Origin of the sequence: Pseudarthrobacter sp. PvP004, from assembly GCF_017876035.1 — a bacterium.
GTDB classification, from domain to species: domain Bacteria; phylum Actinomycetota; class Actinomycetes; order Actinomycetales; family Micrococcaceae; genus Arthrobacter; species Arthrobacter aurescens_A.
Genome location: NZ_JAGINL010000001.1, coordinates 4,878,868 through 4,899,868 on the forward strand (window position 1 = coordinate 4,878,868; position 21,001 = coordinate 4,899,868).

At 62.7% G+C, this 21,001-nt stretch carries 17 protein-coding genes; 10 read left to right on the forward strand and 7 right to left on the reverse strand.

The window, feature by feature from the left end; translation table 11 throughout:
- Positions 1-28: 28 nt before the first annotated feature.
- Positions 29-943, reverse strand: a complete 915-nt coding sequence (gene pucL, locus J3A64_RS22400; RefSeq protein ID WP_011776023.1) for a factor-independent urate hydroxylase — start codon at positions 941-943, stop codon at positions 29-31.
- A gap of 370 nt (positions 944-1,313) precedes the next feature.
- On the opposite strand from pucL, the gene J3A64_RS22405 reads away from it, so the two are divergent.
- Positions 1,314-1,490 (forward strand): hypothetical protein, encoded by a 177-nt coding sequence (locus J3A64_RS22405; protein ID WP_014922716.1) that lies wholly within the window; start codon positions 1,314-1,316, stop codon positions 1,488-1,490.
- Positions 1,491-1,733: 243 nt separating this feature from the next.
- Here the strand turns inward: J3A64_RS22405 and J3A64_RS22410 are convergent, their stop codons facing one another.
- Complete coding sequence (locus tag J3A64_RS22410) at positions 1,734-2,672, reverse strand: type IV toxin-antitoxin system AbiEi family antitoxin domain-containing protein (RefSeq protein WP_210065983.1); 939 nt, start codon at positions 2,670-2,672, stop codon at positions 1,734-1,736.
- A 473-nt stretch (positions 2,673-3,145) separates the two neighbouring features.
- Positions 3,146-3,490: a hypothetical protein gene (locus tag J3A64_RS22415; RefSeq protein WP_210065985.1), complete on the reverse strand. Its 345-nt coding sequence runs from the start codon at positions 3,488-3,490 to the stop codon at positions 3,146-3,148.
- A 97-nt stretch (positions 3,491-3,587) separates the two neighbouring features.
- On the opposite strand from J3A64_RS22415, the gene J3A64_RS22420 reads away from it, so the two are divergent.
- The gene (locus J3A64_RS22420; RefSeq protein ID WP_210065987.1) at positions 3,588-4,637 is read left to right on the forward strand and encodes a hypothetical protein; all 1,050 of its coding nucleotides are present in this window, start codon (positions 3,588-3,590) and stop codon (positions 4,635-4,637) included.
- Positions 4,638-4,736: 99 nt separating this feature from the next.
- Here the strand turns inward: J3A64_RS22420 and J3A64_RS22425 are convergent, their stop codons facing one another.
- Positions 4,737-6,077: an 8-oxoguanine deaminase gene (locus J3A64_RS22425; RefSeq protein WP_210065988.1), complete on the reverse strand. Its 1,341-nt coding sequence runs from the start codon at positions 6,075-6,077 to the stop codon at positions 4,737-4,739.
- Between the two features lie 413 nt (positions 6,078-6,490).
- Here J3A64_RS22425 and J3A64_RS22430 point away from each other — a divergent pair, with 413 nt between their 5' ends.
- From J3A64_RS22430 to J3A64_RS22450, 5 genes are all read left to right on the forward strand, one after another.
- Entirely contained in the window at positions 6,491-6,985 is a 495-nt protein-coding gene (locus J3A64_RS22430; RefSeq protein ID WP_011776019.1) for a nucleoside deaminase, read from the forward strand.
- A 6-nt stretch (positions 6,986-6,991) separates the two neighbouring features.
- A complete protein-coding gene (locus J3A64_RS22435; protein ID WP_011776018.1) occupies positions 6,992-8,575 on the forward strand; it encodes an NCS2 family permease in 1,584 nt (527 codons plus the stop codon).
- Positions 8,576-8,933: 358 nt separating this feature from the next.
- Positions 8,934-10,163 carry an XdhC family protein gene (locus tag J3A64_RS22440; protein WP_210065989.1) on the forward strand — a complete coding sequence of 410 codons (1,230 nt, stop codon included), beginning with the start codon at positions 8,934-8,936 and terminating at the stop codon, positions 10,161-10,163.
- Positions 10,154-11,092 (forward strand): xanthine dehydrogenase family protein subunit M, encoded by a 939-nt coding sequence (locus J3A64_RS22445; protein WP_210065991.1) that lies wholly within the window; start codon positions 10,154-10,156, stop codon positions 11,090-11,092. The genes J3A64_RS22440 and J3A64_RS22445 overlap by 10 nt, the downstream gene beginning before the upstream one ends.
- Positions 11,082-13,889, forward strand: a complete 2,808-nt coding sequence (locus J3A64_RS22450; protein WP_210065992.1) for a molybdopterin-dependent oxidoreductase — start codon at positions 11,082-11,084, stop codon at positions 13,887-13,889. Before J3A64_RS22445 ends, J3A64_RS22450 begins: the two co-directional genes overlap by 11 nt.
- A 48-nt stretch (positions 13,890-13,937) precedes the next feature.
- Here J3A64_RS22450 and J3A64_RS22455 read toward each other — a convergent pair whose 3' ends face one another.
- Positions 13,938-14,405 (reverse strand): GNAT family N-acetyltransferase, encoded by a 468-nt coding sequence (locus tag J3A64_RS22455; protein WP_011776014.1) that lies wholly within the window; start codon positions 14,403-14,405, stop codon positions 13,938-13,940.
- Between the two features lie 20 nt (positions 14,406-14,425).
- On the reverse strand, positions 14,426-15,064 hold the full coding sequence (gene nboR / locus J3A64_RS22460) for a nicotine blue oxidoreductase (protein ID WP_210065994.1): 639 nt from the start codon (positions 15,062-15,064) through the stop codon (positions 14,426-14,428).
- 161 nt (positions 15,065-15,225) lie between these two features.
- On the opposite strand from nboR, the gene J3A64_RS22465 reads away from it, so the two are divergent.
- Positions 15,226-15,417: a DUF1508 domain-containing protein gene (locus J3A64_RS22465; RefSeq protein WP_081589157.1), complete on the forward strand. Its 192-nt coding sequence runs from the start codon at positions 15,226-15,228 to the stop codon at positions 15,415-15,417.
- A gap of 85 nt (positions 15,418-15,502) precedes the next feature.
- On the opposite strand, the gene aceE is transcribed toward J3A64_RS22465, so the two are convergent.
- Complete coding sequence (gene aceE / locus J3A64_RS22470; RefSeq protein ID WP_210065996.1) at positions 15,503-18,274, reverse strand: pyruvate dehydrogenase (acetyl-transferring), homodimeric type; 2,772 nt, start codon at positions 18,272-18,274, stop codon at positions 15,503-15,505.
- 291 nt (positions 18,275-18,565) lie between these two features.
- On the opposite strand from aceE, the gene J3A64_RS22475 reads away from it, so the two are divergent.
- Together J3A64_RS22475 and J3A64_RS22480 are read left to right on the forward strand one after the other, a co-directional pair.
- Positions 18,566-20,131, forward strand: a complete 1,566-nt coding sequence (locus J3A64_RS22475; RefSeq protein ID WP_011776011.1) for an NCS1 family nucleobase:cation symporter-1 — start codon at positions 18,566-18,568, stop codon at positions 20,129-20,131.
- A gap of 78 nt (positions 20,132-20,209) precedes the next feature.
- Complete coding sequence (locus J3A64_RS22480; protein WP_011776010.1) at positions 20,210-20,971, forward strand: aspartate/glutamate racemase family protein; 762 nt, start codon at positions 20,210-20,212, stop codon at positions 20,969-20,971.
- Positions 20,972-21,001: the final 30 nt, after the last annotated feature.

Consider the following 21,001-nt stretch of genomic DNA (forward strand, 5'->3'; position numbering starts at 1 on the left):
TGCGGCTTAGTCCGCGTTTGGTGCGGGTTTAGCAGAAGCCGGCGATGCCGCTCCATGCCACCGGTGCAGCCTCGATGTTCTCGCGCTGGACGGTTGCTTCGATGAGGCCGTACGGGCGATCCGCGGCGAAGAAGACCTCGTTGGGGTTGTCCAGGCCGAACGGGCTCAGGTCAACCAGGAAGTGGTGCTTGTTGGGCATGGAGAACTTGATCTCGTCCACTTCGCTGTGAGCTTCCAGGACCTTCTTGCCCATGTCGAACAGCGTCTGCTGCAGTGCGTGGGAGTAGTTCTCGGTGAAGCCTTCAAGCAGGAGTGCCTTGATGTCCTCGTAGCTCTTGTTGAAGTCCGTGCCGGCGAAGTCCAGGTTGGTGTTGTAGCGCCAGCGGGCGGATACGTCGGTGGCCAGGATGCGGTCGGTGGTCTCCGGCAGGGTTGTGTACTTGTCGCGCGGGTAGCCGACAAAACCGGACTGCGTGGTCTTCAGGACGGTCAGGTCCTTGAGGCCGCTGATGAGGTGTGTGGTTGCGCCATCACGGACGACGACGGCGGTACGCACCTCTTGTCCGTTGCGGACGAAGCTGTGGTCGTGTCCCTCGCCGTGGGCCTGGATGCGATCCCAGCTGTAGGCTTCGGCTTCCCAGCGGCCGCCGGTGACCCAGTCGAATCCGCCAGTGAAGTGGTCTGCGAGGCGAAGCAGGAAGGACTCGGGTGAGCCGATGCCTTCACGGGCAAAGGCGTAGACCGTGTTCTTCTGAGTGTCGGTGGCAACGACGTGTCCGTTGTCGCCTTCGAGGTGGGCCGCCTGGAAGTCGCCGCGCAGCTGTGAGGTGACGTTCAAGTCTTCGATGTGGTGGCGGTCAGTATCCCGGGTGACCTTGACGACGCGGACTTCTGCTTTGCCGTACTGGTTTTCGCCGAGGACGATGTTGTTGCTCATGGTCATATCCCAACTTCTGTGAGGTGGAACCTAGGTTCCATCAATGAAATTAAGCGCGTGTTTCCACTGCGTTTCTGGTGGAGCCGACCCAACAAAAAAGAGCCGACATCCATTGATGCCAGCTCATTACGACCCTGCCTGCTGCTCTCAGGTTACGTGACGTACGCCACGAACTCATTCGAGAGTAGCGCACTAATTCGACTTGTGTATACGGGTTCCGGCGGATCGTTATGAACCATCCAAATGTGACCGGGGCAACTCAGTTTGGCTCCTCGGGGGTCTTGACGCTTGCTTTGACGCCTGCCTACACTTTCCACATAACAATAAAAGTTTTCCGAAGAGCGGAAACTGCTTGCATGAGAAAGAGGAGGAACAGATGGACTCGAAGGATACGAACAACGTCGTGGAATTCCCGGCGCCGGGTCAGGAGCTGTACCTGCCTTTCGGTGCGACAGATCCGGACTTCTACATTCCGGCCGACTGTGACCGCAAAGCCGGCGGGTTCTCCCGTTGGCTGCGCGCACTCCCGGTGTTCGGCCGGCAGCGCCCCTAGGATCTTTCCGTCCTCAGCGGCCCCCCTTTCCTCGCAAGCTCGGACAGGGAACCCTGCCGCTGCGGGAATTTTCAGGAGCGCGGACTCTGCGCAACAGAGCCAAAGAGGCGGGCGATACCTGGGGAGGTATTGCCCGCCTTTCCGTTGCCCTTGCGCCTCTTCCTCTCCGCCGCCGTTTCGTGGGTTCCCTGCTCACTATGCCGTGCCCACGGCACTGTTGGTAGTGAACCCCCGAATCCGGCGCTAGCTTGTTCCCCGCAAAACTCTCAGCACGCTGGTCTTGAACTCCTGTTCCTTGAACAGTTGCTGCCACTTGATGCGAATGAACCTCCAGCCAAGCTCGGTCAAGGCCTTTTCGCGCAGCCGCTCCTGGTAGATCACCTCGTCAGTAGGGGCGTAGTCGAAGTACTTCACCCTTCCATCGAACTCCAAGGCAACCTTCCTTTTCTTCCACGCAAAGTCCAGCCGATGGCGACCTTCCGGTGACGCGACCTCCACCTGCGATTCGGGAAGTTCGATCCCCAACCGCTGGAGCAACTCCCGGGTGAGGGTTTCCCCGGGGGACTCTGACCTGGCATCCGCATTCTCCAGGACCCGGCGAAGAGTGAGCACTCCGTTGCGGCCGGCCATCAACGTGCACATTTGCTGAAGCTTCACAGGATCTGCGCCCTTTCTGAGAGCATGGTCCATCAGGACCAAGGCTTGTTTGTAGCTCAGCATCCGGCAGCAATCCACCACGGTTTGTTCCACGGTGGTGCAAGGCATGCCCCTCACAAAAACAACGTCGCCAGTCACCGCCAGCGAACGTGTGTGCGGAACAACATCCCCGCCGTGTGACGTGGATGAGGTGGTTGTCTCCGTGGTGATGTGGATTTTGTCATCCACGTTCCATAGGAAGAGGCCATGGAGGCGCGCGGCCGAGGTGTGGCTGTAGACCAAGCTTCCGGCCGACGTCGTAAGTGTCCCGTGTGCGTGCGCGGCAATGAGTTGCAGACTGCGGATCCATGGCTTTTGGGCTGTCCAGGTGCTGCCTCGGATATAGCAACCGCGCCGTAGGCGCACCAGCTCGCCGGAACGGACAAGCATGGCAATTCTTCGATGGTGGATCCCCGCTTCATACAGCTCGTTGGTTCGCCACAAATCCATTCCCGGGGGCAGTTGGTCATGAGTGCTGTTGGTCATGAGTCAAGACTGGAACGAGCGGGAAAGCCGGCACAGGGGCGGGTTTGTCTATGTGGAGAACCCGTTCAGATGGTTCCCTGCTCACGATGCCGTGCGCACGGCATCCTGAGCAGGGAACCATCTAAACCAGCGGCATGGCGGATGTGGGCTTCCCGTATGCTGAGTCGACGACCACCTACGGGCATTTGGTCGTCGCGGCCCTGACCGGACACGGGCCGCAACATCTCGCTCGAACGGCACCGGCTACAGGCGGCGCACGGCAGAGATCGAGAATCCGACGCGCATCGCCGCGCCGTGCCGGGCAATGTCCCGGCTGAAACCCTGCCAAGGCAGGTGGCGAAAGAGCCGGCTGGGGAGACGGCACCGAGGCAGCTCAATGTGGCTGCCCTGCAAAAGGAAATACAAGTCATGAAACTCAAGGTCTCAATATTCGTGGCGGTGATGGCGTTGGCTCTTTCCGGGTGCACAACGCCTCAGCCGCAGCCCACGCCGTCGGTAACTACCTTGGCACCCATACCGTCCAGTAGCACTACCCCGACCCCGACGGCGACCGTCACGCCGACCCCGACGGCGACCGTCACGCCGACCCCGACGGCGACCGTCACGCCGACCCCGACGGCGACGGTCACCCCGACGGCGACGGTCACCCCGACGGCGACGGTTACCCCGACCCCGACCCCGACGGCGACGGCGACGGTCACCCCGACGGCGACGGCGACGGTCACCCCGACGGCGACGGCGACGGTTACCCCGACCCCGACCCCGACGGCGACGGCGACGGTCACCCCGACCCCGACCCCGACGGCGACTTCGGGCACCCTCTCCAACCTGGCTCGGATTCCCTGGGATGGTGGACCAGGGTACTGGACCAAGTTCCCGGGTGCGGCCAGGCTGAACAACCCCAACCTGTTCCCCGTGAGCGTCTTTTTCGGGAAACCGGAGCACGCCGCCCGGTTGAAGGACCTTGGCGTAAATGTGTATCAGGAGGCAGAGCACGATGGCTCCACGATGACGTCCATCACTGACACCGGAATGCTCGTCATCGCCGGTCAGGAGTGGGCACGTTCCGAGGTGGGCGCCAACGACGGCGTTGTCGCCTGGGCGACCTTTGACGAGTGCGACATGGGCTTGGGTTGTTCCGGGAGCAATACCCAGGAGAACTTGCAGCAGATGACCAATCTTGTGGAGAAGATACGCGCGTATGGTGACGGCCGGCCCATCAACGCCAATTACAGCAAAGGCATCTTGGGGACGTGGTGGGCCAGCGGGACCATGGACGATTTCTTGGCGGCCGTGGATTTCGCTTCCGTCGATAACTATGCCTATACCAGCCCGCCTGTGGGAGATGCTTTCAGAGCTTCCCCTGCGTGGCCCGAAGGTGCCAACCCGGCGGTCAGTGCAGCGTATGGCTGGCAGGTTGACCGGATGCGGTCCTTCCAGGCAACCCCTGGCGAGAAACCGAATTGGCTGTTCGTGGAATCGGCTCGGCCGTACCTGGGTGAGTCGAACGCCAGGACCATAACCCCGGAGCAGATGGAGGGTGCCATGTGGTCCGGCATCATCCACGAAGCGCGCGGTATCAGCATCTTCCAACACAACAATGATCCGGCGTACGGTAACTATTCTTTGGTGGACATTCCTGATGATCGCAGGGCGAAGATCAAGGCCGCGCTGGCAGGGATCCAAGCGTTGGCTCCTGTCCTCAACACACAAAGCTATGAGTGGAACGCGGGAGCTGCGGGCACTGACACCATGCTCAAGGCCAAGGACGGCAGCGCGTACCTTTTCGCAGGCATCGGGCTAAGCGGTGCTCCGGGCTCAAAGACGTTCACGCTTCCCGCCGGGATCACCGGTAACCAGGTGGAAGTGGTGGGCGAAGGCCGGACTATCCAGGTAACGGAAGGCAAGTTCACTGATTCGTTCGCGAACGAGTACACGCATCATATTTACAAGATCACGATCTAGCTGAGCCGAGCAATTCGATGGTTCCCTGCAAAAAGTGCCGGGCGATCGGCATCCTGAGCAGGGAACCATCGAATCGGGCGAGGCCTCAGCACGCCAGCGCTACCCCGCCACCAGCTTCCGCGCCGCGGCCGAGTGCTCAGCGATGAGCCCGGCCACGTCCAGTCCGGGGATCGCGCCGTCCACCACGCGCCAGGAACCGCCCACCATCACACGGTCGGCGCGGTCCGCTCCGCAGAGCAGCAACGCAGCGACGGGATCGTGGCTGCCGGAGAATCGCAGCTCATCGGGCTTGAACAGCGCAAGGTCGGCCTGCATCCCCGGGGCTAACTGGCCAATGTCGGAGCGCCCCAATACGGCAGCGGATCCACGAGTAGCCCAACCAAGAGCCCGCTCCACGGGAACGGAGGCGCCGTAGCGGAGCCGCTGCAGATACAGGGCTTGCCGAGCTTCGAGGATCATGTTGGAAGCATCGTTCGACGCCGACCCATCCACCCCCAGCCCCACAGGAACACCTGCGGCCTCCAGTTCCAAGACGCGCGCGGTCCCGGAGGCGAGGCGCATGTTGGAGGTGGGGCAATGCGCGACGGCGGTGCCCGCGGCTCCCAGCCTGGCGATCTCGTCGTCATTGAAGTGGATGCCGTGTCCAAGCCAGGTGCGGGATCCCAACCAGCCCACGGATTCCAGGTAGTCCACGGTCCGCAGCCCGAACATGGAGCGGCAGAAGTCTTCCTCGTCGATGGTCTCGGCAAGGTGGGTGTGGAGCCGGACATCGAATCGTTCGGCCATGGCTGCGCTCTCGGCCATGATTTCCTTGGTCACCGAGAACGGGGAGCACGGGGCAAGGGCGATCTGCACGACAGCCCCGTCACCCGTTTCGTGGTACTGACGAATCAGCCTTTCGCTGTCCGCAAGGATTGCCTCGGGTGACTGGACCGTGGTCCTGGGCGGCAGCCCGCCGTCGTCCTCTCCCAAGGTCATGGACCCGCGGGTCAGCGTGGCTCGCATCCCCATGGCCCGGACGGCGGCCACTTCAATGTCGATGGCGTCTTCCATGCCGTCGGGGAAGAGGTAGTGGTGGTCGGCGGCGGTGGTGCAGCCCGAAAGCAGCAGCTCGGCCAGCGCGACCTGCACGGCGAGCTCAAGGCTCCGTGGGGTGAGTCGTGCCCAGACGGGGTAGAGGTTCTGCAGCCACGGGAACAACGGCGCGTTGGCCACGGGGCCCCATGCGCGGGTGAGGGTTTGGTAGAAGTGGTGGTGCGTGTTGATGAGCCCGGGAAGAACAACGTGCCCGGACGCGTCAAAAACGGAATCAACAGACGGCTGTCCTCCCGAAGGCACCAACTCCACGATTTTTCCATCAGAAACCACCAGGCCGCCGCCGGCGTCGAGGTCGTTTGCAGTGAAGATACCCAGGGGGTTCTTGATCCAAAGGGGGGTCATTGCAGGTTCCTTGTCTGGTCGGCGTGTACGCGTTCCAGCTCAGTTAGGCCCTGTCTGCTGATCCAGGTTTCCGGCCCCGCCAGAGAGCGGTCCGGTCCCCTCAGCGTAAAATGCACGACGGCGGCCGTCAACGCCTGCGGGCGGGCTGCGGTCACATTCGGGCACCAGGACCGCTGAGTAAGTAATTTCGCATGACGAAATTAAATTTTCAAAAAACTATGGCGCGGCTCACAAACCTGGTGCTACGCTCTAACTGCCAAAGGCGGGCACCCGGACCTCGGGAAGCTATCTACCAGGCGCAACTTAACCTTCATCGCACATGCTGAAGCCTGGTAACCAAGCTAACTGGAGCTCCTCTCTGTAGCGCCCCCAAACAGGTCACCTGGCTTCCTCAGCACTAAGGAAGTCGCAACATGAGTACAACCGTCACGGCCGAGCAATTCCTGGCCACATCCATTGAGCTGGCAACAGCCAATGTCCTCAACAGTGGAGGCCCCTTCGGCGCCGTCATTGTCACCGCGGACGGACGAGCCTTCGAAGGCGTCAACCGCGTCACCGCCACGAACGATCCCACCGCCCACGCAGAAGTCACGGCCATCCGTAATGCCTGCCGCGAACTGGGAACTTTCGATCTCAGCGGAGCAACCCTCTACACCAGCTGCGAGCCATGCCCCATGTGCCTGGCCTCTGCACTCTGGGCACGCGTTGACCGCGTGTTTTTTGCCGCAGACCGTCACGACGCCGCATCCGTCGGCTTCGACGACGCCGTCTTCTACGAGTACTTCGAGAACGACAACCGGGACGCGCTGATGCCGGTAGCCAAGCTGGAACTGGGCGACCCCCAGGCTCCGGAGGCCCTCCAGCCGTTCAACACATGGAACACGCTTGATTCCAGGATTGATTACTAGGGCCCGGTGGCTGACATGGAAAGCCTGGATACCGCAGAAATGCAAGAAGCAGCTGAAAAGCAGGCTGCGCTCTTCCCCAACGGTGGCAAGAGCGCAGAGCCCACAGCGGCAAAGCACACGGCAACCGGCCTGGCAGATGGCAACAAGAAGCCCCCGGTGTCGAACTCCTTCCTGGATAAGTTCTTCCAGATCTCCAAGCGTGGCTCCACGTTGGCCCGCGAATTCCGCGGCGGCTTGGTCACGTTCTTCACCATGGCGTACATCGTCATCCTCAACCCGCTCATCCTGGGCGGCTTCTCGGCAGAAAACGCCCCTACGGACGTTGCCGGCGGCTGGCTCTCGGCTGCACAGGTTGGCGCCGTCACCGGCCTGACTGCCGGCGTCATGACCATCATTTTCGGTCTGGTGGCCAACCTGCCCTTCGGCCTTGCAGCCGGTCTAGGCATCAACTCCTTCCTTGCCGTCGCGGTCATTCAGGAAGTCACATGGCCGGAAGCCATGGGCCTGGTGGTCATCAACGGCATCCTGATTGTCCTCTTCGGTGCTACCGGAGCCCGGACGGCGATCTTCAAGGCAGTCCCCAAGGAGCTGAAGGCCGCCATCACTGTTGGCATCGGCCTGTTCATTGCCTTCATCGGCTTCGTTGACTCCGGCTTTGTCCGCGCCACCACGGGCGGTCCGCCGGTTCAGCTCGGAGACAATGGCTCCATTACCTCCATCCCCACCCTTGTCTTCATTGTTGGACTGCTGACCATGGGCATCCTCGTGGCACGCAAGATCCAGGGCGGCCTGCTGATCGGCATCGTCGCTACCACCGTCCTCGCCGCAGTTGTCGAGGCTGTGTTCCACATTGGCCCAGGCAGTGCCGACAACCCCGGCGGCTGGCACCTCAACGTCCCCATCTTGTCGAGCCAGCTGGTTTCGGTCCCGGATTTGAGCTTGGTGGGTCAGTTCGATCTCTTCGGCTCATTCGCCAGGATCGGCGGATTGGCTGCCACCATGTTGGTCTTCACCTTGGTGTTCACCAACTTCTTCGACGCCATGGGGACCATGACCGGTCTGGCCAAGAGCGCAGGCGTGGCTCACAAGGACGGCACGTTCCCCAAGCTGAAGTCGGCCTTCATCGTTGAAGGCATGGGCGCAGTGGTGGGTGGCGCAACGTCCGGTTCGTCCAACACCGTGTATATCGATTCGGCGGCGGGCATCGGCGAAGGCGCACGGACCGGCTTGGCTTCGGTGGTTACCGGCTTGCTGTTCCTGGGTTCCATGTTCTTCACCCCGCTCACCTCGGTGGTGCCGCTGGAAGTAGCTGCTGCAGCACTTGTAGTGGTTGGCGCGATGATGATGGCGCAGATCCGCGAGATCAAGTTCACCAAGTTCTCCATAGCACTCCCGGCGTTCCTGACTATCGTGACCATGCCGCTGACGTACTCCATCGCCAACGGCATCGGTGTCGGATTCATCTCCTTCGCCGTCATCAGCGCGGCGTCGGGCAAAGCCAAGAAGGTCCACCCGCTCATGTGGGTTGTCACGGCGGGCTTCATCATCTACTTCGCCCGGGGCCCCATCAATGCCCTGATGGGCGTCTAGCCCACACCTGCCCGGTAACCGGGCGCACCCCGCGCCGGCGGGCACAATTCCGGTACTCCGATCGACGGTCCATCGGTACCCACCGCACGAATAGGCGTCCGTCGTCGTCCCTCTTAACAGGCACGACGGCGGGCGGCGGCCCTGATGATTCAGGGAAGGGCGCCGACGCTCCGTCAGGGAACGGGGGCAGGGAGATGAAGCCCTTGCCCCCGTTCCTATGAACTCTTACTGATTGAACTTTTACTGATTACCCGCGACTCCCCCTCAACATCCTCTGGAAATGAGAATATGAGGCAAGATCGCGCACTGCTCCGGCCGGGCCTCCTGGCTGGGACACCTGGAATAAGGATGTGTTGCCATGCTGGATCTGATGCCTTCGCTGGGCAGCTGGCGGCCTGCGGTCTCTGGCCAACTGTGTGCTGTGGCCACGATCGTGGGGACTGGCGGCTCCGTGCCGCGGCCCATGGGGACCTCCATGATGGTTTCCGAAAAAGGCGAAATCCTGGGCAGTTTGTCCGGCGGTTGCGTGGAAGGTGCCGTCGTTGAGGCGGCCCTGGAAGCAATGCGCGACGGCGGCCCTCGCCTTGAGTCTTTTGGCTACAGTTCCGAGGACGCGTTCGCCGTCGGACTCACTTGTGGAGGAGAGCTGGAAGTCCACATCCAGCCGCTCATGGCTGGATCGCCCGAACTTTCCGTGTTTGCTGAAGCGAAGCGCCCTGCGGCCCTGATCCGTCGGCTCGATGCCGGCGGCGGAGTCATGGTGGTCAATGATCCTGCGAGGTTCCGTGCCATGGAATCGGAGGAACTGGCCAAGCTGGCGGGGGACCACCCCGCCACGCTCTTCGCCGCCGCGGCCCAAGTAGAGCCGCTGCTCCAAGGTGGCCGAGCCGGTTTGGTCCGCCTCGCCGCACCCGAGGGTTGCATCGACGGCTGGGTCACCACCGAGAGATTGGCTTTGCCTCCACGCGAAGAAGTGCAGCCGGAACCGATCACTCTGTTTGTGGAAAGCCGTTTGCCCGCTGCGCGGATGTTGGTCTTCGGTGCCAACGACTTCGGTGCAGCCCTGCTACCCGCCGGGCAACTCCTTGGATACAACGTCACCCTGTGCGATGCCCGCCCCGCCTTCGCGACGCAAAGCCGCTTCTCAGGAGCAGACCAAGTGGTTACCGATTGGCCGCACCGCTACCTGGAATCCGAAGCCGCTGCAGGACGCATCGACGCCCGCACCGTGGTGTGCATCCTGACCCACGACCCCAAGTTCGACATCCCCCTGCTCGAAAGCGCCCTTCGATTGAACCTGGCGTACGTCGGCGCGATGGGTTCGCGTCGCAGCCACCGCCAACGGGTGGACGCCTTGCTTGAGGCAGGCACACCGCCGGAAGCCTTGGAACGCCTCCATTCGCCCATCGGATTGAACCTCGGCGCCGTGACTCCCGCGGAAGTAGCGGTGTCCATCACGGCCGAAATCATCGCCGAGCGCGGAGCCGGCACAAAAGGCACTACACCCGGTTTCCCTTCCCTGAAGGACAGCACCGGCCCGATTCACCCGGCACCTCGACACCTCACTCAGGAGGACTCATGGACATGAACACCATCGAGGCCGTGGTCCCCACCACGGACCCGGCACAGTGGCGCGACGGCGATGCCTGGCTCGCCGGAGGAACGGTCCTCTTCTCCTACGGCAGCACCGTCCTCAAACGGCTCCTTGACCTGGGCCAAGCCGACTGGCCCGCCATCACTGTCACTGACCAAGGCCTCGAACTGGCCGCCACCTGCACGGTCGCCGAGCTCTATTCCCTTCCGCTGGCTGCAGAAACAGCCAACCGTGAATGGCCGGGCCTGGCACTGATCCGCCCGTGCTGCGACTCGTTCGTGGCCTCGTTCAAGATTTGGAACATGTCCACGGTGGGCGGCAACATTTGCACGGGCCTGCCGGCAGGGCCCATGACATCGCTTTGCGCCGGACTCGACGCCGTGGCCACCATCCTCAGCCCGGACGGCAGCAGCCGGGACGTCCCGGTGGCTGACGTAGTGACCGGGGATATGCAGACCGTCCTCGCGCCGGGGGAGTTGCTGCGCAGCATCCATCTGCCCGCAAGCGCGCTCTCAGCCCGGGTCGCTTTCCGGCGCTTGTCGCTGAGCAACCTTGGCCGCTCGGGCGTACTGCTGATAGGCCGGCTCGACCCCGACGGCGGCCTGGTCATCACCGTGACCGCGTCCACCAAAAGGCCGGTACAGCTGCGGTTCCCCGCCGGGCAGGTTCCCGACGCCGGGACGCTGGCTGACGCCGTCGGCGATTCCATTCCGTGGCCGCTGTACCACGACGACATCCACGGGCTGCCTGCCTGGCGGCGGGACATGACCTTCAAGTTGGCCGAGGAAATCCGGGCCGAACTGCTGGGCGAATCAATGACTGTGTCCGGCGATTTTTGGCCGCCGCACGCCACCTCGCCCCAGCCGTCAACCCAGCCAGCCGCAACAACCATCAAGCAGAAGGAGGCCCGGAATGGCAATTGAGATCAACGGCGCTGCCTCGCAGGCCACACCCCGCCCCGGACAATGCCTCCGTACCTTCCTCCGGGAGGAAGGCAACTTCGGCGTCAAGAAAGGCTGCGACGGCGGCGACTGTGGTGCTTGCACCGTGCACGTTGACGGCACGCCCGTCCACAGCTGCATCTACCCTGCAGTCCGCGCGGAGGGCAAAGCGGTCACCACCATCGAGGGCCTCGCCTCCGCTGATGGGCTGCACCCTGTGCAGGAGCAGTTCCTGGAGAGCCAAGGCTTCCAGTGCGGTTTCTGTACCGCCGGCATGATGATGACCGCGGCAACGTTCGATGACGAGCAGCGCGCCAACCTGCCCCGCAACCTCAAGGGCAACCTGTGCCGCTGCACCGGCTACCGCTCCATCGCCGACGCGGTCTGTGGTCACGGAGACGACCACAAGCACGACGCCGGTGCGGACGTTTCGGGGGCGCAGGCACCAGCCTCTGTGGAAGCGACCCCCGGCCAGCTCGGCGACAACGTTCCCGCACCCGCCGGCCAGGCCATCGTCACCGGAACCGCCCGCTACACCCTTGATGTTCCGGCGGAGCAACTCCCGGGCCTGCTGCATATGAAGCTGCTGCGTTCGCCGCACCCGCATGCCCGGATCGTGTCCATCGACAAGGCGCCAGCTTTGGCAGTTCCCGGCGTCGTGGCGGTCTTCACTCATGAAGATGCGCCGCAGCTGCTGTTCTCCACGGCCCAACACGAGAACTTCGCCGACGACCCCGACGACACCCGTGTCCTGGATAACGTGGTGCGGTTCATCGGGCAGCGGGTTGCCGCGGTGGTGGCCGAAACTGTGGGTGCTGCCGAGGCCGGTGCCCGTGCATTGGCCGTGCAATTCGAACTCCTGGAGCCGGTGTTCACTCCGCAGGAGGCCATCCTTCCCGGCGCACCGGCGATTCATGGGGAAAAGGACGGCGTCTTCTCCCGCATTTCCCGCCCGCATCACAACGTGGTGGCCGAGGTCCACGCGGAACTGGGCAGCGTGGCCGACGGCTTCGCTGCTGCCGACTTTATTCACGAACACACCTACCAAACCCAACGCGTGCAGCACGTTGCGATGGAAACCCATGCGTCCATTGCCTGGCTGGATGAGGACGGTCGTTTGACGATCCGGTCCTCCACGCAGGTTCCCTTCCTGGTGAAGAGGACGCTGAGCCGGGTGTTCAACCTGGCCCCGGAGACCATCCGCGTGGTGGCAGGGCGGGTCGGCGGCGGATTCGGCGGAAAGCAGGAAGTTCTCACTGAGGATCTTGTAGCCCTCGCGGCCTTGGCCCTTCGCAGGCCGGTGCAGTTGGAGTTCACCCGCACCGAGCAGTTCACGGCCACCACCACCCGCCACCCCTTCACCATTCACCTCAAAGCAGGTGCCAGCCGCGATGGGTACCTCACTGCGCTGCAGCTGAACGTCCTCACCAACACCGGCGCTTACGGAAACCATGCTCCCGGCGTGATGTTCCACGGCTGCGGCGAGTCTTTGGCCGTCTACAAGTGCGTGAACAAGAAGGTGGACGCGCACGCGGTTTACACCAACACCGTGCCCGCAGGTGCTTTCCGGGGCTATGGGTTGAGCCAGATGATCTTCGCGATCGAGTCCGCCATTGACGAACTTGCCATCGGCATCGGCATGGATCCGCTCGAGTTCCGGCTCAAGAACATGGTCCGGCCCGGCGATCACATGCTCTCCACAACACCCGAGCCCGAGGAAGACGTCCACTACGGCAGCTACGGCCTGGACCAGTGCGTGGCGTTGGTGCGGGACGCGTTGGACCGTGGCAAAGAACGCTATCGGGCTGCCGGGCTGGATGATCTCGGGCCGGACTGGGTGGTCGGGGAGGGCTCAGCCCTGTCCATGATCGACACCGTCCCGCCCCGGGGCCACTTCGCCCACACCCGGGTGAGCTTGGAAGCGGACGGAAGGTTCGCCGTCGACGTCGGTACTGCCGAGTTCGGGAACGGCACCACAACTGTCCATGCGCAGCTGGCTGCCACCGCGCTGGCGACGACGGCGTCCAAGGTGACCGTGCGTCAGTCAGATACCGACCTCGTGGAGCACGACACCGGTGCGTTCGGTTCAGCCGGCACGGTGGTGGCCGGGAAGGCGACGCTCGGGGCGGCGCTGGAACTCGCTACGCGGATCCAGACGGTTGCGGCGTCGTTGACGGGAGCCGCCCTGACGGATTGCCGTTTGGTGGACGGCGCGGTTCAGTGCGGTGATCGCACGGTGCAGCTGAAGGAAATCGTCGACGCCGCACGGTTGCAAGGCGTTCGGCTCGCCACGGACGGCAACTGGGGAGGAACGCCGCGGTCGGTCGCGTTCAACGTGCACGGCTTCAGGGTTGCTGTTAATACGGGAACCGGCGAGCTGCGGATTCTGCAAAGTGTCCAGGCCGCTGATGCCGGCGTTGTGGTGAATCCGCGGCAGTGCCGCGGCCAGATCGAGGGCGGCATTGCGCAGGCGCTCGGTGCGGTGCTGTACGAGGAAGTGAAAGTGGACGACGCCGGACGCGTCACCACGGACATCCTGCGGCAGTACCACATCCCGTCGTTCGCGGACGTGCCCAGGAGCGAGGTCTATTTCGCCACTACCAACGATTCCACCGGCCCGCTCGGTGCCAAGTCCATGAGCGAGAGCCCGTTCAACCCCGTGGCTCCTGCGCTGGCAAACGCGATTCGCAACGCCACCGGGATTCGCTTCGGTGAGCTACCCATCGCGCGGGACAAGATCTATCTGGCGCTCCGCGACCGCACCCTGATTCCCAACTGACTCGCATTAGTGGTTGTTCCCAGCCCTGGGAACAACCACTAATGCCAGCTACTTGGGTGAAACGGCGAGTTCCATGAACACACTGTGCGGGTCCAAGGTGTAGTCACCAAACGGCGGGCATTCCGTGAATCCGTGCCGGGCGTACAGCCGGCGCGCGGGGGCGAAGTACTCCTCGGTGCCCGTTTCCAAGCTGAGCCGCTCGTAACCCAGCCGGGCAGCTTCGGCCACGATGTGCTCCAGCATCAGGGTGGCCACGCCGCGTCCGCGTGCGGTGGAGGTGGTACGCATCGACTTGATCTCCGCATGCCCCGGGGCCAGCGTCTTCAGCGCCCCGCATCCCAACAAGACCCCGTCCTCGCGGGCCGTCCAGAACGTGATCGACTCGTGCGACAACGCTGAGTGATCCAACGCATGGACGCTTTCTGCCGGGGAGGTCGCGAACATGTCGGCCAAGTGCTCGCTGAGGAGCCGGTGGACATCAGGGCGTGCGGGATCATCAGTTTCGATGCGGATCATGGACCCTAACTTACCCGCCGCTACCCGTCCAAAAGATGCAGTTGATCCTTCGTGTCCAGGTCTTCGCCGGAGCAGAGGTCGCTGCAGTCCACCAGGTCCACCAGCCCGGGATGGGCTTTGAGGAATGATCTCGCACCCGTGTCGCCATTGGCCGCTGCCGCGGCTTGCTCGCGTAGCCCGACGTCGAAAATCACCGGGTGCCGACGCTTCAGGTGGCCGGACTCATCGGGGTAGGCGGCTGCGGTGACCCTGCCGGGACGGTGGCTGCCCAGCAACCTGCTCACCGCCGTCGGGGTCAATCCGGGTTGGTCCACCAGCGCCACCATGATGCTGTTCCCTGGCGTGGCCGCTTCGATGCCGGCACGGAAGGACCCGGCCATGCCCTTGGCCCAGTTCTCATTCTCCACAACCAGGTGTGTGCCTAAATCGGTGCTTCGCCGGACATGGTCGGCTTCCGCGCCAAGTACCACCACCACCTCGCGGCAGCCGCCGTCGAAAAGCGTATCGGCGAGTACCTCCACCAAGGTCCGGCCTCGGAAGGGGAGCAGCGCTTTGGGGCCGCGGCCCAAGCGGGTGCCGGCACCCGCAGCGAGCAGCACGCCCGTGGTCGGGGCCATGCTGGAGTCAGTCATATCCTCACGATACGCGCGGGGTTCCATGCGGTCTCTAGCTCCTAGCTTGCTTTCTGTTACATCTACCTAAATCGGTTGCAGATTACCCGTGGGTAGGTCTTTTGGTGGCCGGAAATGGCCATTATTGTCGGTGGGGGAGCTATGCAGTCAGCTCGAATACGCAACGACGCGTGGAAGAACAGGGGAACATGGCGGGCAGTTTCGAGATTCTCAAGGCAGGAACCAACACATTCCGATTCCGGCTCACTGCCGAGGACGGCACGGTTGTGGCAGTGTCGCCACAATTTCCAAGTCTCAAAGCCGTTGTGGCCGGCATCAACGCCGTCCGCGAGAACGCGGCAACAGGCTTTGTGGTCGATCGGAGGAACCTGGGCACGTAAACCCGGGTAAGCAACACCAACAAAACGACAATTGGCGGCAATGTTCTTCACGAACACTGCCGCCAATTTGTGTTGATGCGGGTTGTTAGGCGTCGCCGCCTGCTCCGCCGGTGGTGCCGGCGTTTACATCCAGCAGCTTGTAGCGATCAATGGCGTACGACGGCGCGCCCTCCTCCACTTCGCCCCTCGCCGCCAGCAACTGCAGGGTTTTGGCGACGATGGAATGGGTGTCGTTTTTGAAGTAGCGGCGTGCGGCTTGGCGGGTGTCGGAGAAGCCGAAGCCGTCTGCTCCGAGGGAGGCGAAGTCGTTGGGGATGAATTGGCGGATTTGGTCGGGGACGGCTTTCATGTAGTCGGACACGGCGATGACGGGTCCGTTGGTGTCTTTGAGTTGTTCGGTGATGAACGGGGTGCGGGCGGGTTGGCCGGGGTTGAGGAAGGCGTGTTCTTCGGCGGCGAGTCCGTCGCGGCGGAGTTCGTTCCAGGAGGTCACGGACCAGACTTCGGCGGCGACGTTCCAGTCTTCGTTGAGGATGCGTTGTGCTTCGAGGGCCCAGGGGACGGAGACGCCGGAGGCGAGGATGGTCGCGGTGGGCCGGTTCCCGTTCCCGGTGGTTTCGGGGGCGTCTGCGAGTTTGTAGATGCCTTTGAGGAGTCCGTTGATGTCGAGGTTGTCGGGTTCGGCGGGTTGGGTGATGGGCTCGTTGTAGACGGTGAGGTAGTACATCACGTTGCGGTCTTCACCGGTGCGGTCAGTACTGTCGGGTCCGTACATTTCTTCGAGGCCGTGGCGGATGATGTGGCCGATTTCGTAGCCGTAGGCGGGGTCGTAGGTTTTCACGGCGGGGTTGGTGGAGGCCAGGATGGGGGAGTGCCCGTCGGCGTGTTGGAGTCCTTCGCCGGTGAGGGTGGTTCGTCCTGCGGTGGCGCCGATGATGAAGCCGCGGGTCATTTGGTCCGCGGCGGCCCAGAAGGAATCTCCGGTGCGTTGGAAGCCGAACATGGAGTAGAACACGTAGATCGGGACCAGGGGTTCGCCGTGGGTGGCGTAGGCGGTGCCGGCGGCGGTGAAGGCTGCGACGGCGCCGGCTTCGTTGATGCCGGGGTGGATCAGTTGCCCGGCGGGTGATTCTTTGTAGGCCAGGACGAGGTCGCGGTCCACGGAGAGGTAGTTCTGGCCTTTGGGGTTGTAGATTTTCGCGGTCGGGAAGAACGCGTCCATGCCGAAGGTCCGGGATTCGTCCGGGACGACGGGCACGAACCGGGCGCCGAAGTTTTTGTCCCGCATGAGGTCTTTGAGGAGCCTCACGAAGGCCATGGTGGTGGCGGCTTGTTGTTTCCCGGATCCGCGTTTGGCGACCTCGTAGGACTTCGCTTCGGGCAACACCACCTCGGTGTGTTTGCGGCGGCGTTCGGGCACGAACCCGCCAAGTTCTGCCCGGCGTTCCATCAGGTATTTGATTTCGGGGGCGTCCATGCCGGGGTGGTAGTACGGGGGCCGGTAGAGGTCCGCGTCGAGCTGGTCATCGCTGATGGGGATGCGCAGGTGGTCACGGAAGGCTTTGAGGTCTTCCATGGTCAGTTTCTTCATCTGGTGGGTCGCGTTGCGGCCCTCGAAGTGCGGGCCCAGGCCGTAGCCCTTGACCGTTTTGGCCAGGATCACGGTGGGTTTGCCCTTGAACTCGGTCGCTGCCTTGTACGCGGCGTAGACCTTGCGGTAGTCGTGACCGCCGCGCTTCAGACCCCAGATCTGTTCGTCGTCCAGGTCCGCGACCATGTCCTTGGTCTGCGGGGACTTGCCGAAGAAGTGTTCACGGACGAACCCGCCGGACTCGGCCTTGTAGGTCTGGTAGTCACCATCGGGGGTTTCGTTCATGATTTTCACCAACGCCCCGTCGGTGTCCGCTTCCAGGAGCGAGTCCCATTCGCGGCCCCAGACGACCTTGATCACGTTCCAGCCCGCACCGCGGAAGAACGCCTCGAGTTCCTGCATGATCTTGCCGTTGCCGCGGACCGGTCCGTCCAGGCGCTGGAGGTTGCAGTTGATCACGAAGTTCAGGTTGTCCAGGTTCTCGTTCGCGGCGAGCTGGAGCAGGCCACGGGATTCGGGCTCGTCCATTTCCCCGTCACCGAGGAACGCCCAGACCTGCTGGTCCGAGGTGTCTTTGATGCCACGGTTCTGCAGGTACCGGTTGGACTGGGCCTGGTAGATCGCGTTCATCGGGCCGATACCCATGGACACGGTGGGGAATTCCCAGAAGTCCGGCATCAACCGCGGGTGCGGGTACGAGGACAGGGCATGACCGGCCTTGGACTTTTCCTGACGGAACCCGTCCAGATCCTCTTCCGTGAGGCGGCCTTCCATGAACGCCCTGGCGTACATGCCCGGGGACGCGTGGCCCTGGAAGAACACCTGGTCCCCGCCCGAGGGGTGGTCCTTGCCGCGGAAGAAGTGATTGAAACCCACCTCATACAACGTCGCAGCACCGGCATAGGTGGAAATATGCCCGCCGACACCGATATCGGAACGCTGCGCACGGTGGACCATCACCGCGGCGTTCCACCGCATGTACGCCCGGTACCGGCGCTCGAACTCCTCGTTGCCCGGGAACTGAGCTTCCTGGTCCACCGGGATCGTGTTCACATAATCAGTGGTCGTCACCATCGGCACACCCACCGACCTGGCACCGGCACGCTGCAACAACGAACGCATAATGTACTGGGCACGCTCGGTACCCTGCTCCGCGATCAACGCATCAAGGGACTCAATCCACTCCGCGGTCTCTTCCGGATCACGATCAGGCAGCTGGGCAGTCAACCCGCTGAGGATGTGTGAGGTCTCTTCTCCTGCAGCCACGTCCAACCTCTCTTCATTGAATGTCTGGGCGCTTGCTCTGTGGGGGCGCTCATCGAATTTCGTATTGTGAGAATAAAATTCTGCAATTCGAGATTACGTCTGCTGGTTGGGCAGCGTCAACACGGATTGCGTAACCAAAACAGTCAACTGGCAAAGCACTGCTCAAGCAACAGAATGTGACCCTGCATACATGGGGAACCCTTGACGTTACGTGACCTGAGTCATAGAGTGCTTTCACTATTCAATAACTAGATTCCGCATTGTGGAATCAGTACGAAGTGGAGATCCACGATGCAGACGACTTCATCAGTCGGCGTCACTGAGACTCCGGGAGACAAGAACGCAGGTGGCCCCAACCACCCGGTGGTAGGTAACACTGACCTCTGCGCCATAGCTTCCGAAGCCGCAGGCCGTACCATCAGCCCCAGCCTTTACAACATTGATCTCGCCCCCACGAAGGCCAAGGGCCGTAAGTGGACCAGCTACAGCATCTTTACCCTCTGGGCCAACGACGTCCACAGCCTGGGTAACTATGCCTTTGCCATCGGACTGTTCTCCTTGGGGCTGGGTGGATGGCAGATCCTGGTAGCCCTGGGCATCGGCGCCATCCTCCTGTTCGCTCTCTTGAACTTCTCCGGCTTCATGGGCGAGAAGACCGGCGTTCCTTTCCCGGTCATGAGCCGCATCAGCTTCGGCATCCGGGGCGCGCAAATTGCCAGCCTTGTCCGTGGCGCCGTTGCCGTGGCGTGGTTCGGCATCCAGACGTACCTGGCTTCGGTGGTTCTCCGCGTCATGCTGGTCGCCATGGCCCCGGGCCTCAAGGATCTGGACAGTAATTCCATCCTTGGGCTCTCCACCCTTGGCTGGCTCTCCTTCGTGGCCCTCTGGATCGTCCAGTTGGTCATCGTCAGCTTCGGCATGGAAATGATCCGTAAATACGAGGCCTTCGCCGGACCCATCATCCTGGTCACCATGGCCGCGATTGCCGTGTGGGTCTTCATCGAAGCCGGCGGTGCCATCCAGTGGAGCGGCATCAAGGGTCTTGAGGGTACCGAGATGTGGCTGACCATCTTCGCCGGCGGCGCTCTCTGGGTTTCGATCTACGGAACGTTCGTCTTGAACTTCTGCGACTTCACCCGCTCCTCCGCTTCCAAGAAATCCATCGTCAAGGGCAACTTCTGGGGCATCCCCATCAACATGCTCGTCTTTGGCGCCATTGTGGTGGTCATGGCCGGCGGTCAGTACAAGATCAACGGAACCGTCATCGAGAGCCCCTCGGACATTGTGGAGAGCATCCCCAATACGCTCCTGCTGGTCCTTGCTTGCCTGGCACTGCTGATCCTGACCATCGCCGTGAACCTGATGGCCAACTTCGTGGCTCCGGTCTACGCCCTGACCAACCTCTTCCCGCGGCACTTGAACTTCCGCAAGGCGGCATGGGTCAGTGGGACCATCGGTCTGATCATCCTGCCGTGGAACCTCTACAACAACCCCATTGTCATCGTGTACTTCCTGGGTGGCCTTGGTGCTTTGCTCGGCCCGCTGTTCGGTGTGGTTATGGCCGACTACTGGCTGGTCCGTCGCGGCAAGGTCAACGTCCCCGAGCTCTACACGGAAGATCCCAAGGGTGCCTACTTCTACAAGCGTGGCGTCAACCCGAAGGCCATCATCGCCATGCTCCCGGCAGCCGGCCTCGCCATCGCCATCGCCTTCATCCCGGGACTGGCCGCGGCGGCTCCGTTCGCCTGGTTCATCGGTGCCGGCGTCGCAGCCCTGACGTACTTCGCTGTCGCGGACAAGAAGCAAGTCCACGAAGACGTCTCCGGCGAGCCGATCGCCGTCGCCAGCACCCACTGACATCACCCAAGATCAAGGCCCGCCCGTCCTCCCCGGTCCATCGGAAAGAGGACGGGCGTCGCCGTTGAGAGGAAAACCATGCGCATCCTTGTCGCAAACGTGAACACCACCCAGTCCATGACGGATTCCATCGCCGCCCAGGCTCGTGCGGCAGCTGCCCCCGGCACCGAAATCATCGGCATCACCCCGCGCTTCGGCGCCGACTCCTGCGAGGGCAATTTCGAAAGCTACCTCGCTGCGATCGCCGTCATGGATGCAGTGGTGAACTACCCCGAGCCGTTCGACGCCGTCATCCAGGCAGGCTATGGCGAGCACGGACGCGAAGGCCTCCAGGAACTCCTGGACGTCCCGGTAGTTGATATCACCGAGGCAGCAGCCAGCACCGCGATGTTCCTTGGACACAAATACTCAGTGGTCACCACGCTGGATCGCGCTGTTCCACTGATCGAGGACCGCCTCAAGCTCGCGGGCCTGGAAGCACGTTGCGCTTCTGTCAGGGCCAGCGGCATGGCCGTGCTGGAACTTGAGGAATATCCGGAGCGTGCTGTTGAAGCGATTGTGAGCCAGGCGGAACAAGCGGTCCAGCAGGACAAGGCCGAGGTCATTGTTCTCGGCTGCGGCGGAATGGCCGGTCTCGACGAGCAGATCCGCCAGCGTACGGGCGTCCCCGTGGTGGATGGAGTTGCCGCCGCGGTCACCATCGCCGAGTCACTGGTCCGTCTCGGGCTGTCCACGTCCAAGGTGCGAACCTACGCGACGCCACGCCCGAAGACTGTCATAGGCTGGCCGATAACCCCAGCCCAAGCAACTCCAGCCCAGCCGGCAGAAGCCGCACGCTGACGCTCCACCGCACCACCCGAAAGGCAACCA

Excerpts from the sequence above, each read along its gene's own strand:
- pucL (WP_011776023.1), bottom strand. The coding sequence starts at position 943 with ATGACCATGAGCAACAACATCGTCCTCGGCGAAAACCAGTACGGCAAA.
- J3A64_RS22405 (WP_014922716.1), top strand. The coding sequence starts at position 1,314 with ATGGACTCGAAGGATACGAACAACGTCGTGGAATTCCCGGCGCCGGGT.
- J3A64_RS22410 (WP_210065983.1), bottom strand. The coding sequence starts at position 2,672 with ATGACCAACAGCACTCATGACCAACTGCCCCCGGGAATGGATTTGTGG.
- J3A64_RS22425 (WP_210065988.1), bottom strand. The coding sequence starts at position 6,077 with ATGACCCCCCTTTGGATCAAGAACCCCCTGGGTATCTTCACTGCAAAC.
- J3A64_RS22430 (WP_011776019.1), top strand. The coding sequence starts at position 6,491 with ATGAGTACAACCGTCACGGCCGAGCAATTCCTGGCCACATCCATTGAG.
- J3A64_RS22440 (WP_210065989.1), top strand. The coding sequence starts at position 8,934 with ATGCTGGATCTGATGCCTTCGCTGGGCAGCTGGCGGCCTGCGGTCTCT.
- J3A64_RS22445 (WP_210065991.1), top strand. The coding sequence starts at position 10,154 with ATGGACATGAACACCATCGAGGCCGTGGTCCCCACCACGGACCCGGCA.
- J3A64_RS22450 (WP_210065992.1), top strand. The coding sequence starts at position 11,082 with ATGGCAATTGAGATCAACGGCGCTGCCTCGCAGGCCACACCCCGCCCC.
- J3A64_RS22455 (WP_011776014.1), bottom strand. The coding sequence starts at position 14,405 with ATGATCCGCATCGAAACTGATGATCCCGCACGCCCTGATGTCCACCGG.
- nboR (WP_210065994.1), bottom strand. The coding sequence starts at position 15,064 with ATGGAACCCCGCGCGTATCGTGAGGATATGACTGACTCCAGCATGGCC.
- J3A64_RS22465 (WP_081589157.1), top strand. The coding sequence starts at position 15,226 with ATGGCGGGCAGTTTCGAGATTCTCAAGGCAGGAACCAACACATTCCGA.
- J3A64_RS22475 (WP_011776011.1), top strand. The coding sequence starts at position 18,566 with ATGCAGACGACTTCATCAGTCGGCGTCACTGAGACTCCGGGAGACAAG.
- J3A64_RS22480 (WP_011776010.1), top strand. The coding sequence starts at position 20,210 with ATGCGCATCCTTGTCGCAAACGTGAACACCACCCAGTCCATGACGGAT.